Origin of the sequence: Castellaniella caeni NBRC 101664, from assembly GCF_001592225.1 — a bacterium.
Taxonomy (GTDB): domain Bacteria; phylum Pseudomonadota; class Gammaproteobacteria; order Burkholderiales; family Burkholderiaceae_B; genus Castellaniella; species Castellaniella caeni.
The window spans coordinates 197,999-211,994 of record NZ_BCWN01000002.1 but is presented as its reverse complement, the minus strand read 5'-3'; the positions used below and the strand labels follow the sequence as shown (position 1 = coordinate 211,994).

Sequence of the window (13,996 nt, the reverse complement as noted above, 5' to 3'; positions counted from 1 at the left end):
GGCGCGCGCCTGCCAGGGGGCCGTCGCACAAGGACGACACAGGAGACAAGGCCATGCAGAAAATCCGCGAGTTTCATCGCCAGTCGGTGCAGGACAAAGAAACCTTCTGGGCGCGTGAGGCCCAGCGCATCCACTGGGAAACTCCCTTTACCCAGGTGCTGGATTATTCCCGTCCGCCGTTTGCCCGCTGGTTCGTGGGGGGGCGCACCAACCTGTGCTACAACGCGGTCGATCGCTGGCTCGACACCCAGGCCGATCAGCCCGCCCTCATTTGGGTATCCACCGAAGTCGATCAGGAAATCACCTACACGCGCGCCGATCTGGCGCGCGAAGTCAATGCGGCGGCCGCCATCTTGCAAAGCCTGGGCGTCGTGCAGGGCGACCGCGTGCTCATCTACCTGCCCATGATCCCCCAGGCCGCCTTTTTCATGCTGGCCTGCGCGCGCATCGGCGCCATCCACTCGGTGGTCTTCGGCGGTTTTGCCGCGCATAACCTGGCGCAGCGCATCGACGATGCCCAGCCCAAGGTCATCGTTTCCACCGATGCCGGCGCGCGCGGGGGGCGGCCCATTGCCTACAAGCCGCTGCTCGACCAGGCCATCCAGCAGGCTGCGCATGTGCCCGAGCACGTGGTGCTCGTCGATCGCGGCCTGGTGCCCATGACGCTCACGGCGGGGCGCGACCTCGATTACGCCACCTTGCGCGCGCGCCACCTCGACGTGCGGGTGCCGGTGGTCTGGCTCGAATCCAACACGCCCAGTTATGTGCTGTACACCTCGGGCACCACCGGCAACCCCAAGGGGGTGCAGCGGGACGTGGGCGGCTATGCCGTGGCCCTGTGTGCCTCCATGGAATACATCTTCGGCGGCAAGCCGGGCGATGTGTATTTTTCCAGCAGCGACGTGGGCTGGGTGGTGGGCCACTCGTACGTGGTGTATGGGCCGCTGCTCAATGGACAGACCACGGTCATGTACGAAGGCACGCCCATTCGCCCGGATGCCGCCATTCTCTGGCGCATCGTCGAAACCTATGGCGTCAATGCCCTGTTTTCGGCCCCCACGGCCATTCGCGTGCTCAAAAAGCACGATCCGGCGCTGCTGCGGCGCCACGATCTCTCCAGCCTCGAGCGCATCTACCTGGCGGGCGAGCCCCTGGACGAACTCACCGGCCAATGGCTCTCCGAGGCCTTGGGCAAGCCGGTCATCGACAACTACTGGCAGACGGAAACCGGCTGGCCCATTCTCTCGGCCCAGCCCGGAGTCGAGGAAGTGCCCGTGCGCTTCGGCAGCCCCACGGCGCCAGTGTACGGCTACGACGTGCGCGTGGTCAACGAGGCCACGGGACAAGACTGCGGGCCCAATCAAAAGGGCGTGGTGGCCGTCGAGCCGCCGCTGCCGCCGGGCGCCATGGCCACCATCTGGCGCAACGACGAGCGCTTCGTCAAGACGTATTTCCAGTCCTTCCCCGGGCGGCTGACCTACTCCACGTCCGACTGGGGGCTGGTGGACGATGACGGCTATTGGTACATCCTCGGGCGCACCGACGACGTCATCAACGTGGCGGGCCACCGCCTGGGTACGCGCGAGATCGAAGAATCGGTCAACACGCACCCGGCGGTGGCCGAGTCGGCGGTGGTGGGGGTGGCCGACCCGATCAAGGGGCAGCAGGCCGTGGCCTTTGCCGTTTTGCGCGACCCCGCCGTGCTCGATGCGGCGGATGCCCGGGATCGTCTCGAACGCGAGATCAAGCAGGTGATCGAACAGCGCAACGGCGCGGTGGCCCGGCCCTCGCGCATCCTGTTCGTCAACAACCTGCCCAAGACGCGTTCGGGCAAGGTGCTGCGACGCGCCATCGTGGCCTTGTGCGAAGGCCGAGATCCGGGCGATCTCACCACGATCGAAGACCCGGGGGCCCTCGACCAGATCCGTTCGGTGCTGTAGCGTGGCGGACGCGGGCAAGCAGGCGTCGGGCAGCGCCCTGAACCCGGGCGTGCGCCGTCGCGAGGTCTGGTCCTGGGCGATGTACGACTTCGCCAATTCCAGCTACACCACGGTGGTGCTCACCACGGTCTTCAACGCTTATTTCGTCGGTGTGGTGGCCGCCGGGCGCGCCTGGGGCACCCTGGCGCTGACCGCCGCGCTGTCGCTGTCGTACCTGGTGGTGATGCTGGCCATGCCCTGGCTGGGGGCCCGTGCCGATGCGCGCGCCGGGCACCGGCGGCTGCTCTTCAGCAGCACCGTGGGCTGCGTGCTGGCCACGGCCGCCCTGGCGAGCGTGGGCCCGGGCGTGATCGCCTGGGGCCTGCTGTGCCTGGCGCTGTCCAATGCTTTTTACTGCGTGGGCGAGTCCACGGTGGCCTCGTTTCTGCCCGGCCTGGCGCGTCCCGAGGCCATGGGGCGGGTCTCGGGCTGGGGCTGGAGCTTCGGCTACTGCGGCGGCATGCTGGCCCTGGGCCTGTCGCTGTGGCTGGTCAGCACAGCCGAATCCCAGGGGCTGGATGCGGCCCGCTACGTGCCACGCGTCATGCTGTTCACGGCGCTGTTTTTTGCTCTGGCCGCCGTGCCGTCCTTTCTCTGGCTGCGCGAGCCCACCGGGGTGCCGACGGCCCAACCGGCGCCACGCGCCCTGTGGGCTCAGCTGCGCCACGCCTGGCGCGAGACCCGGCAGGATTTTCCCGACTTTCGCCGCTTGCTCATGTGTATTGCCAGTTATCAGGCGGGCATCACCGTGGTCATCACGCTGTCGGCGGTCTACGCCACCGAGGTCATGGGCTTTGGCATGCGCGAGACCATGCTGCTGGTGTTCCTGGTCAACATCGGCGCGGCGGCGGGGGCCTTCGGCTTTGGCTATCTGCAAGACCGCATCGGCCACAAGCGGGCGCTCGCGCTTACCTTGCTGGGCTGGGTGCTGATGGTGCTGCTGGCGGCCTTTGCGCGCTCGCTGGCCGTTTTCTGGTCGGCGGCGGCGCTGGCGGGGTTGTGCATGGGCACCAGCCAAAGCGCGGGGCGCGCCATGGTGGGCGTGCTGGCGCCAGCCCATCGGCCCGCCGAATTTTTCGCCCTGTGGACCTTTGCCGTGCAGCTGGCCGCAGTGGTGGGGCCGCTCACCTATGGCGCCCTGGTGTGGCTTACGCGCGGCGACCACCGCCTGGCGCTGTTGGCAACAGGGCTGTTTTTCGTGCTGGGCCTGGTGCTGCTGGCGCGGCTCGATTTCGTCCGAGGTCAGCGTGCCCGCGAGCGCCACGTAGCCGCCGCGCCGATGTCGTCCGGCGGCGTGTGATGGGTGGACGGACGGATGAGGCAGGCCGCTGTGGGCCCCGTGTGGTCAGGCCAATCGGCTCGATCCAGGGTAAATGCCTTGGGGTTTGCCCTGATGCGGCGCCCGTCTGATGCATTTGTCAGTGTCGAGTAAGACTTGGGCAGTACGGTGGCGGACGACACAATTCAAACATGATGTGAACCACATCAATCAAAAGGAGCGAGCCAATGCCTACGGAGATTGAATCGATTCTGGTGGAAAACCGCGTATTTCCGCCTCCGGCAGAGCTGGTCAAACAGGCCAACGTATCGGGGATGGAAGGCTATCAGGCGCTGTGCGACGAAGCCAAGCGCGATCCGGATGCCTTCTGGGCCCGCCTGGCCAACGAAAACCTGGTGTGGGACAAGCCCTTCACCCAGGTGCTCGACGAATCAAACAAGCCCTTCTACAAGTTTTACCCCGATGGCGAAATCAACGTCTCGGCGAACTGTCTGGACAAGCACCTGGGCACCCCGGCGGAAAACCGCGTGGCCATCATCTTCGAGGCCGACGATGGCAAGGTTACCAAGGTGACCTATAAAGAACTGCACGCCCGCGTGTCGCAGTTTGCCAATGCGCTCAAGGCGCAGGGCTTCAAGAAGGGCGAGCGCGCCATCATCTACCTGCCCATGTCCATCGAGGCCGTGGTGGCGATGCAGGCCTGCGCGCGCCTGGGCATCATCCATTCGGTGGTGTTCGGTGGCTTCTCGGCCAAGAGCATCCACGAGCGCGCCGTGGACGTCGGCGCCGTGCTGGTCATCACCGCCGATGCGCAGATTCGCGGCGGCAAGGTCATCGCCCTGAAAGACGCCGTGGACGAAGCCCTGGCCATGGGCGGCTGCGAGGCCGTGCGCAAGGTCATCACCTACAAGCGGGCCGGTTCCGCCGTGCAGTGGCACGAGGGGCGCGACCTCTGGTGGCACGACGTCATCCAGGGGCAGTCCAGTGACTGCCCACCCGTGGCGGTCGAGGCCGATCACCCGCTGTTCATCTTGTACACGTCGGGTTCCACCGGCAAGCCCAAGGGCGTGCAGCACTCCAGCGCGGGCTTTTTGCTCTGGTCGCTCATGACCATGAAATGGACGTTTGACGCCAAGCCCGACGACGTGTTCTGGTGCACCGCCGACGTGGGCTGGGTCACCGGCCACTCGTACGTCACCTACGGGCCGCTCGCCGCGGGCGTCACGCAAGTGGTGTTCGAAGGCGTGCCCACGTACCCGGACGCGGGCCGTTTCTGGAAGATGATCCAGGAACACAAAGTCTCGGTATTCTATACGGCGCCGACGGCCATCCGTTCGCTCACCAAGGCCTCCGAGGCCGACCCCAAGGTGCACCCCAAGTCGTTCGACCTCAGCTCCTTGCGCATCATCGGTTCGGTGGGCGAGCCCATCAACCCCGAGGCCTGGGTCTGGTACTACAACAATGTCGGCGGCCAGCGCTGCCCGGTGATCGACACCTGGTGGCAGACCGAAACCGGTGCGCACATGATCACCCCGCTGCCGGGCGTCACGCCGCTCAAGCCGGGTTCGTGCACGCTGCCGCTGCCGGGCATCGATGCCGCCATCGTCGATGAGACCGGCGAAGAGGTCGAGCGCGGCAAGGGCGGCTTCCTGGTGGTGCGCCGCCCGTGGCCGTCGATGATCCGCACGATCTGGGGCGATCCGGAGCGTTTCAAGAAAACCTACTTCCCCGAAGAGCTCAAGGGCTACTACCTGGCGGGCGACGGCGCGCAGCGCGACAAGGACGGCTATTTCTGGATCATGGGCCGCATCGACGACGTGCTCAACGTCTCGGGCCACCGCCTGGGCACCATGGAAGTCGAATCCGCCCTGGTGGCACACGAGCTGGTGGCCGAGGCCGCCGTGGTGGGCCGCCCCGACGACACGACGGGTGAAGCCGTGGTGGCCTTCGTGGTGCTCAATGGCGTCATGCCGGTGGGCGACGACGCCGTCAAGGTGGCCAAGCAGCTGCGCGACTGGGTGGCCAAGGAAATCGGCCCCATTGCCAAGCCGCGTGAAATTCGCTTCGGTGAAAACCTGCCCAAGACCCGCTCGGGCAAGATCATGCGCCGCCTGCTGCGCGTGGTCGCCAAGGGCGAACCGGTCACCCAGGACGTCTCCACGCTGGAAAATCCTGGCATCCTGGATCAGCTGGCCCAGGTGCGGTAACGAGTGTTGAACGACGCCTTGTGATCCAGGGCGGCGGACACAGCCAAAAGGGGCGGGGGAATCCTCCGCCCCTTTTTCAATGAGGCCTTTCCGAGGCTCGCGCGCTGGGCCGCGTGATGCGGAACGGTCAGTGCGCCAGCCCTGGCAGCAGGGCGCGGATGCCCGCAAACAGCATTTCGATGGCGATCGAGGCCAGGATGATGCCCATGATGCGGGCCATGATGACGCGCATCTTGGTGGACAGCAGCCGACCGATCGAGGCGGCAAAGTACAGCACCACGAACAGGGCCGCCAGCACGGCCAGCAACACGACGCCGAAGCTGAGCATGCGGGCCGAATGGCGCGCCTGGGCGCTGTAGATGATGAGGGTGGTGATGGTGCCCGGCCCGATGATCATGGGAAACGTCAGGGGATAGAAGGCGGGGTTGTCGTCCGTGCCTTCGGCCACGGCGGCAGCCGTGTTGGCCGATTTTTCCTGCGTGGCCCGTTCGTGCGAGGTGATGGGCTGGCCATTGAGCATGGACATGGCGATGCCGATCAGCACCGCGCCGCCGGCCACCCGGAAGGCGTCCAGGCTGACCCCGAAAAAGCCGATGATGTGGCTGCCCGCCAGGGCGATGACGACGCACATGACGGCCGTATAGCCGATGATGGCCACGGCCAGGCTGCGTTGTTCGGCCACGGTTTTTTGCGCGGTCAGGGCCAGAAACAGCGGCAGCGTGATGAACGGGTTCATGATCGCGAACAGCGCGCCCAGAAACTTCGTGGCAAAAACGACATCCATGGTCTGACGGCTCCTGCCGATAGAAAAGCCCGGTAGCTGCAAGAAGCATTACCGGGCTGCGTGCGTATGAAAGGGGTGTGGGGCTGGCGCCGGGCCAAGGGCGGCCGCCCCGCGTATTTTACATGCCGTTGTACACCGGCCCTTCGCCGCCCTGGGGCGTGACCCAGACGATGTTCTGCGTGGGGTCTTTGATGTCGCACGTCTTGCAGTGAATGCAGTTTTGCGCGTTGATCTGCAGGCGGTCTTCGCCGGTTTCGGTCTTGACGTATTCGTAGACCCCGGCGGGACAGAAGCGCGCCTCGGGCCCGCCAAACTTGGCCAGGTTGACCTTGACCGGCACGGATTCGTCTTTCAGCGTCAGGTGGCAGGGCTCGTTTTCTTCGTGGTTGGTGTTGGAGATGAACACCGAACTCAGGCGGTCGAAGGTAAGCTTGCCGTCGGGCTTGGGGTAGTCGATGCGCGCGCACTGGGCGGCGGGCTGCAGACAGGCGTGATCGGGCTTGGTGCGGTGGATCGTCCAGGGGATGTTGCCCTTGAGCAGCCATTGTTCGATGCCGGTCATGAGCGTGCCCACCGTGCGGCCCTTCTTGAACCACTGCTTGAAGTTGCGCGACTTGTTGAGCTCGGTGTGCAGCCACGAACGCTCGAAGGCGGCGGGATAGGCGGTGAGTTCGTCGTGGCTGCGCCCGGCGGCCAGGGCGTCGAACGCGGCCTCGGCGGCCAGGGCGCCGGTCTTGATGGCCGAGTGGCTGCCCTTGATGCGCGAGGCGTTGAGCACGCCCGCTTCACAGCCCACCAACACGCCGCCGGGAAAGCTCATCTTGGGTAGCGACAGCAGGCCGCCCGCGGTGAGCGAGCGCGCGCCGTAGGCCACGCGCTTGCCGCCCTCGAAGGTGCCACGGATGGCCGGGTGCGTCTTGTAGCGCTGGAATTCTTCGAAGGGCGAGAGCCAGGGGTTGGCGTAGTCCAGCCCCACCACCAGGCCCACGGCCACGAGGTTGTCTTGCAGGTGGTACAGGAACGAGCCACCATAGGTGTCGGAATCGAGCGGCCAGCCCGCCGTGTGCATCACCGTGCCGGGGCGTGCCTGGGCGGGGTCGATTTCCCACAGTTCTTTGACGCCGATGGCGTAGCTTTGCGGGTCGCGCCCGGCGTCCAGGCGGTATTTTTCGATGAGTTCGCGCCCCAGGTGGCCGCGCGAGCCCTCGGCGAAGATGGTGTAGCGGGCGAGCAGTTCCATGCCCGGCTGGTAGGCGTCGGTGTGGCTGCCGTCGCGCGCCACGCCCATGTCGCCCGTGAGCACACCGCGCACGGCGCCGGCCTCGGTGTACAGCAGGTGGGCGGCGGCAAAGCCCGGGAAGACGTCCACGCCCAGGGCCTCGGCCTGTTCGCCCAGCCAGCGGGTGACGTGGCCCAGGCGCACGATGTAATTGCCGTGATTCTTGAAGCAGTCGGGCATCAGCCAGTGCGGCGTGCTGCGCGCGCCGGATTCCGACAGGAACAGGAAGCGGTCTTCTTGCACGGTGAGTTCGAGCGGCGCGCCTTTTTCTTTCCAGTCGGGGATGAGCTCGTTGATGGCGCGTGGGTCCATCACACAGCCCGACAGGATGTGCGCGCCGATCTCGGCGGCTTTTTCCAGCACACAGACGCTGACTTCCTGGCCGCGTTCGGCGGCCAGTTGTTTCAGGCGGATGGCCGCCGACAGGCCCGCAGGCCCCCCCCCGACGACGACGACGTCGTACTCCATGGATTCACGTTCAGTCATGATTGGATGGCTCCCGTTTTTCGTGATTGGTGCGCAGGGGTTAACCCTGATTGGTGTCTCATCCCTGGATGATCGTGGGCGCCGGGACAGTGTCTTCGGGCAAGCTGGACGAGGCATTGGTTGCGGGCCATTGTATTGCAGATCGGTATACTGCACTTTTGGTTTCCCAACCGTCCCGCCTTTGCCAGGAGCCTGTCCATGTCTACGGAACCCCTTGATATTCAAACACCTTCAGGGACGTTTGAAATTGAGATGCCGGTGCGCTGGGGCGATATGGATGCCATCCGCCACGTCAATAACGTGGCCTATTTCCGCTACTTTGAAGAGGGCCGTGTACGTTTGTTTTCCGCCATGGGCCTGGATGGCGCCCAGGGCCGCTACGGCGTGCTGGCCCATGCCTCGTGTGATTTTCTCAAACCGCTGTTGTATCCTGCCAATGTCGTCGTCGGCATGAAGCTGGTGCGCATCGGGCGCAGCAGCATCGAGCTCGACTGCTGGATTGCGGACGCCCGGGATCGCCAGGCCTTGCATGCGCGGGGCCGCAACGTCCTGGTGTGCGCCGATGGCACCACCGGCCGCCCGGTTCCCTGGTCCGAGTCCGACCGGCAGGCGCTGCTGCGCTGCTTTTCAGCTTGACCCGGTGTTCTTATCGTCTCGAAGGAAACGTCGTATGGATAAAGTCTTTGAAAGCGCCACTGCCGCCTTGCGCGACATCGTGGCGGACAATCAGATGATTGCGGTGGGCGGTTTTGGCCTGTGCGGGATACCCGAGGCCCTGATTGCCGCGCTGCGCGACTCCGGGGTGCATGGCCTCACCTGCATCAGCAATAACGCCGGGGTCGATGGCTTTGGCCTGGGGCAGCTGCTCAGCACGCGCCAGATCAAGAAGATGATCGCCTCGTACGTGGGCGAAAACAAAGAATTCGAACGCCAGTTTCTGGCCAAAGAACTCGAACTCGAATTCACGCCCCAGGGCACGCTGGCCGAAAAACTGCGGGCGGGTGGCGCTGGCATCCCGGCCTTTTTCACGCCCACCGGGGTGGGCACCGTGGTGGCCGAAGGCAAGGAAACCCGTGAATTCGATGGCCGCACCTACCTGATGGAACGCTCCCTTACGCCGGACATTTCCCTCGTCAAGGCCTGGAAGGCCGACCGCAGCGGCAATCTGGTGTTTCGCCGCACGGCGCGCAACTTCAACCCCAACGTCGCGATGGCGGGCAAGATCACGGTGGTCGAAGTCGAGGAAATCGTGCCCACCGGCGCCTTCGATCCCGACGAAATCCATCTGCCGGGCATTTTCGTGCACCGCATCGTGCTCAATGCGCATCCGGAAAAACGCATCGAACAACGCACCGTTCGTCAATAAGGGGGTAGAAGATCATGGCTTGGGATCGTGAACAGATGGCTGCGCGTGCGGCCAAAGAACTGAAAGACGGCTACTACGTCAATCTGGGCATCGGCCTGCCCACCAAGGTGGCCAACTACGTGCCCGAGGGCATGGAGGTCTGGCTGCAGTCCGAAAACGGGCTGCTGGGCATCGGGCCGTTTCCCACCGACGACGAGGTGGACGCCGACCTCATCAATGCGGGCAAGCAGACCGTCACCACCCTGCCGGGCTCGTCCATCTTCGCCTCGGCCGATTCCTTCGGCATGATTCGTGGCGGCAAGATCAACCTGGCTATTTTGGGGGCCATGCAGGTTTCCGAAAAAGGCGATCTCGCCAACTGGATGATTCCGGGCAAGATGATCAAGGGCATGGGCGGCGCCATGGATCTCGTCGCCGGGGTGCGCAAGGTGGTGGTGCTCATGGAACACACGGCCAAATCCAAGGATGGCAGCAAAGAATCGCTCAAGCTGCTGCCCGAGTGCACCCTGCCGCTCACGGGGGTGGGGGTGGTCGATCTCATCATCACCGACCTGGGCGTGATGGAAGTCACCGAGCACGGCCTGCGGCTCACCGAGCTGGCCCCTGGCGTCACCGTGGATGAAATCCGCGCCAAGACCTCGGCCAAGCTGGATACCTCGGCCGTGGGGTAATGTAAAGATGTAAGTCGTCAAGAGCATCAAGAATCAAGAAGGAAATCATCGTGAACCCGCTGTCCTCTCTGGATACCCCGGCACAACGGCTTGCGGCCCTGCGGGGGCAGCTGGCCCTCTCGGGCGTTCAGGCCTGCCTCATCCCCACCGCCGATCCGCACCTGTCCGAATACCTGCCCGAACACTGGATGGCGCGCGCCTGGCTGTCGGGCTTCGACGGCTCGGCGGGCAGCCTGCTGGTCACCGCCGATTTTGCCGGGCTCTGGACGGACAGCCGCTACTGGGTGCAGGCCGAGGCCCAGTTGCAGGGCTCGGGCATCGCGCTCATGCGCGCCGGGGCGCACGACGTGCCCGACATGCTGGGCTGGGCAAGCGAACACCTCAAGCCGGGCGCGCGCGTGGCCGTGGATGGTCGGGTGCTCGACCGTGCCGCGGCCTTGCGTTGGCAGGCGGGGCTGGAGGCCGCCGGTGTTGCGCTGGTGCTCGACCAAGACCCGGTGGACGCCATCTGGGCCGAGCGCCCGGGCCTGCCGACCGCCCCGGTGTTCGAGCACCTGCCGCCGCACGCCTGCCGCACGCGTGCCGACAACCTCGCCGCGGTACGCGCCGCCATGCTGGCGCACGGGGCGCAGCACCACCTGTTGTCTTCGCTCGACGACATCTGCTGGCTGCTCAATCTGCGCGGCTCGGACGTCGATTACAACCCGGTGTTTCTTGCGCACGCGCTGCTCGACGCGCAGCAGCTGCGCCTTTACGTGGCCCCGGGCAAGGTGCCCGACGCGCTGGCCACGCGGCTGGCCGCCGATGGCGTCGTCTTGCGCGATTACGCGGGGCTTGCCGCCGATCTGGCCGGGCTGCCTGCGGGCACCGGCCTGCTGGTCGATCCGGCCCGCGTCACGGCGGGCACGCTGGCGCACGCGCCGCAGGTGCGCCTCATCGAGGCCATCAATCCCTCGCAGCTGTGCAAGTCGGTCAAGAATGCCGCCGAGGCCGACAACATCCGCGCCGCCATGGCGCAAGATGGCGCGGCCCTGTGCGAATTTTTCGCCTGGTTCGAGGCCGCCCAGGCGGCGGGCGAACGCATCACCGAAATCGACGTCGATACGCACCTGTCGGCGGCGCGCGCCCGGCGTCCAGGTTTCGTCAGCCTCAGCTTTGCCACCATCGCGGGCTTCAATGCCAATGGCGCGATGCCGCATTACCGCGCCACGGACACCCACCACGCGGTGGTGCGGGGCGACGGCCTGCTGCTCATCGACTCGGGCGGCCAGTACCTGGGCGGCACCACCGACATCACGCGGGTGGTGCCGGTGGGCACGCCCTCGGCGGCCCAGCGGGCGGATTACACCGCCGTCCTGCAGGCGCACATCGCCCTGGCGCGCGCCCAGTTTCCCGAAGACACGCCCTCGTCCGTGCTGGATGCCCTCGCACGCACGCCGCTGTGGCGCCGCGGGCTGGATTACGGCCATGGCACGGGCCACGGCGTGGGCTATTTCCTCAATGTGCACGAAGGCCCGCAGTCCATCTCGGTGCGTGCCCAGGGGCGCGCTCACCAAGATATGAAGGCGGGCATGCTCACCTCCAACGAGCCCGGCCTGTATCGCGACGGGCAGTGGGGCATCCGCATCGAAAACCTGGTGCTGGCGGTGCCTGCGCTGCAAACGGCGTTTGGCACCTTCCTGGCCTTTGAAACCGTCACGCTGTGCCCCATCGACACCCGTTGCGTGGTGCGCGAACTGCTGTCCGCCGACGAGCTCGACTGGCTCAATGGCTATCACGAGCAGGTGCGCGCCGGCCTGTTGCCGCTGGTGGACAGCGCGGCCCGCGACTGGCTGCTGGCGCGCACCGAGCCCCTGTAAGCGGCTCCTTGTCGGCAAAAACGGCGTCCTGCGGGGCGCCGTTTTCATTGATCGGGCCGCAGGCTTGCATTCCGGGAGGCTGCGTTTTTATAATTACATAGCTATACTATGTAATTGATTCGCATGAAACCTGACCACCATCCGTTTGCGCCTCCGCTTGCAAGCGGCGCTGCCCCCGCACGGGCGACGCATGCCCAGTCGGCCGCGCCCCGTTCCGCTGCCGCGCCGCATGGGGCTGCCGACAGCCCCGTGGGGGCGCAGTTGCTCGATCGCATTGTGCGGCTCAACCGCTGGGTGGCACATCACACCACCTGGGCCGTGCCCCTGGCACAAGCCCGGGTGCTGTCGCAGCTCAGCGACCTCGGGCCCAGTCGCATCGGCGACCTGGCCCGGGCCGAGCACTGCAGCCAGCCCACTCTGACCACGCTGGTACAGCGCCTGCAAGAGCAAGCCCTGGTCGAGCGTACGCCCGACCCCGACGACGCCCGTGCCACGCGCATTTCGCTCACGCCCGCCGGGCGGCGGGCCCTGGCCCGGCTGCGCCACGAGCGCGCGCAGGTGATCGATTCCCTGATCCAGGCGCTCGACCCGGCACAGCGCCACGGGCTGCAAGATGCCCTGCGGGCGCTGTCGGGCCTGCTCGATGCGGCCTATCGCCAGGCGTCCAGCCAGGCGAACCAGACGAGCCAGGTCAACTAGATAAACCAGACATTCACTTTCAACATTCTCTGTCCATCATGAACCTTCTGCACCAACCCAAGGCTGTGCTTGCCGTGGCCTTTGCCTGCGTCATTGCCTTCATGGGCATTGGCCTGGTCGATCCGATCCTCAAGCCGATTGCCGATTCATTGGGGGCCACGCCTTCGCAAACCTCGCTGCTCTTTACCAGCTACATGGCCATCATGGGCCTGGCCATGCTCATCACCAGCGCGGTCTCCAGCCGCCTGGGGGTCAAGCGCACGCTGCTGCTGGGGCTGGCCGTCATCATCGTCGGGGCCGGGCTGGCGGGCATGTCCGGTTCGGTCATGGAGATCGTCGGCTACCGCGCCATCTGGGGGCTGGGCAATGCCTTGTTCGTGGCCACGGCGCTGGCGGCCATCGTCAGCGCCTCAAAAGGGTCGGTACGCGATGCCATCATTTTTTACGAGGCGGCGCTGGGCGTGGGCATCGCCGCGGGCCCGCTGATCGGCGGGGTGCTGGGGGCGATCTCCTGGCGCGGGCCGTTTTTCGGCGTGTCCGTGCTGATGGCGCTGGCCTTCGTGGTCACGGTGCTGCTGCTGCCTGCCGCCGCGACGGTGGCGCGGCCCAGCTCGCTACGCGACCCCTTCCGGGCGCTCAAGCATCCCGGCCTGCTGGGGGTGGCCGTCACGGCGCTGCTGTACAACTTCGGCTTTTTCACGCTGCTGGCCTATACGCCGTTTCCGCTGGACATGAGCGCCCAGCAGGTGGGCCTGGTGTTCTTCGGCTGGGGCGTGATGCTGGCCTTCGCCTCGGTGGTGCTGGCCCCGCGTCTGCAGGTGAATTTTGGCACCCTGCCGTCCATCGTCATCGCCCTCACGGGCTTTGCCGCGGTGCTGGTGATGATGGCGCTCTGGACGGATAACAAAACCGTGCTGGTGGTGGGCGTCGTGGTGGCAGGCCTGTTCCTGGGCATCAACAACACACTGGTCACCGAAACGGTGATGAAGGCCGCCCCCGTCGAACGCGGCGTGGCCTCGGCCGCCTACAGCTTCGTGCGCTTTAGCGGTGGCGCCGTCGCCCCCTGGCTGGCGGGCTACCTGGGCGAGACCGTCAACGACCACGTCCCTTACTGGGTGGGCGCCGCCGCCGTGCTGGCAGGCGTGGCCGTGCTGCTTGCCAGCCGCCGTCACCTGCGCCATGTGGATGGCTCGCATGCTTTGCCTGTCGAGCCGACCGAGGCGACTCAGGCGCCCGCCGCGAAGCCCGTGCTGGCAGATGCATGAGGTGGCTGGCTTGCGCAGGTGCATTTTCTGCATGGATAGCCGGGTCGGTACGGGCGGGTTCGGCTGGGCATCCAGGCCTCCCGGGGCCTGGGGCTAAGTGGTTATAATCTCGATTTCCCGCT

General features: G+C 66.0%; 11 protein-coding genes. 9 read left to right on the top strand and 2 right to left on the bottom strand.

Features of this window, described 5'->3' with window-relative positions:
- The first annotated feature begins 53 nt into the window (after positions 1-53).
- From CCA01S_RS02175 to acs, 3 genes are all read left to right on the top strand, one after another.
- A complete protein-coding gene (locus CCA01S_RS02175; protein WP_066453404.1) occupies positions 54-1,940 on the top strand; it encodes a propionate--CoA ligase in 1,887 nt (628 codons plus the stop codon).
- A gap of 1 nt (position 1,941) precedes the next feature.
- The gene (locus CCA01S_RS02170) at positions 1,942-3,279 is read left to right on the top strand and encodes an MFS transporter (protein ID WP_232304947.1); all 1,338 of its coding nucleotides are present in this window, start codon (positions 1,942-1,944) and stop codon (positions 3,277-3,279) included.
- Positions 3,280-3,485: 206 nt separating this feature from the next.
- Positions 3,486-5,465, top strand: a complete 1,980-nt coding sequence (gene acs, locus CCA01S_RS02165) for an acetate--CoA ligase (protein WP_066453399.1) — start codon at positions 3,486-3,488, stop codon at positions 5,463-5,465.
- Positions 5,466-5,592: 127 nt separating this feature from the next.
- Here the strand turns inward: acs and CCA01S_RS02160 are convergent, their stop codons facing one another.
- On the bottom strand, positions 5,593-6,249 hold the full coding sequence (locus CCA01S_RS02160; RefSeq protein WP_066453397.1) for a MarC family protein: 657 nt from the start codon (positions 6,247-6,249) through the stop codon (positions 5,593-5,595).
- A 118-nt stretch (positions 6,250-6,367) separates the two neighbouring features.
- Entirely contained in the window at positions 6,368-8,014 is a 1,647-nt protein-coding gene (locus CCA01S_RS02155; protein WP_066453396.1) for an electron transfer flavoprotein-ubiquinone oxidoreductase, read from the bottom strand.
- A gap of 198 nt (positions 8,015-8,212) precedes the next feature.
- Here CCA01S_RS02155 and CCA01S_RS02150 point away from each other — a divergent pair, with 198 nt between their 5' ends.
- The 6 genes from CCA01S_RS02150 (at position 8,213) to CCA01S_RS02125 (ending at position 13,874) form a co-directional block, all read left to right on the top strand.
- Entirely contained in the window at positions 8,213-8,650 is a 438-nt protein-coding gene (locus CCA01S_RS02150; protein WP_066453393.1) for an acyl-CoA thioesterase, read from the top strand.
- Positions 8,651-8,684: 34 nt separating this feature from the next.
- Positions 8,685-9,380, top strand: coding sequence for a CoA transferase subunit A (locus CCA01S_RS02145; RefSeq protein ID WP_066453390.1), 696 nt, complete (start codon positions 8,685-8,687; stop codon positions 9,378-9,380).
- Positions 9,381-9,394: 14 nt separating this feature from the next.
- Complete coding sequence (locus tag CCA01S_RS02140; protein WP_066453387.1) at positions 9,395-10,051, top strand: CoA transferase subunit B; 657 nt, start codon at positions 9,395-9,397, stop codon at positions 10,049-10,051.
- A gap of 50 nt (positions 10,052-10,101) precedes the next feature.
- Entirely contained in the window at positions 10,102-11,910 is a 1,809-nt protein-coding gene (locus CCA01S_RS02135) for a M24 family metallopeptidase (RefSeq protein WP_373278630.1), read from the top strand.
- A gap of 123 nt (positions 11,911-12,033) precedes the next feature.
- Positions 12,034-12,609 (top strand): MarR family winged helix-turn-helix transcriptional regulator, encoded by a 576-nt coding sequence (locus CCA01S_RS02130; RefSeq protein ID WP_084386347.1) that lies wholly within the window; start codon positions 12,034-12,036, stop codon positions 12,607-12,609.
- Positions 12,610-12,647: 38 nt separating this feature from the next.
- The gene (locus tag CCA01S_RS02125; protein ID WP_066453376.1) at positions 12,648-13,874 is read left to right on the top strand and encodes an MFS transporter; all 1,227 of its coding nucleotides are present in this window, start codon (positions 12,648-12,650) and stop codon (positions 13,872-13,874) included.
- The last annotated feature ends 122 nt before the right edge of the window (positions 13,875-13,996 follow it).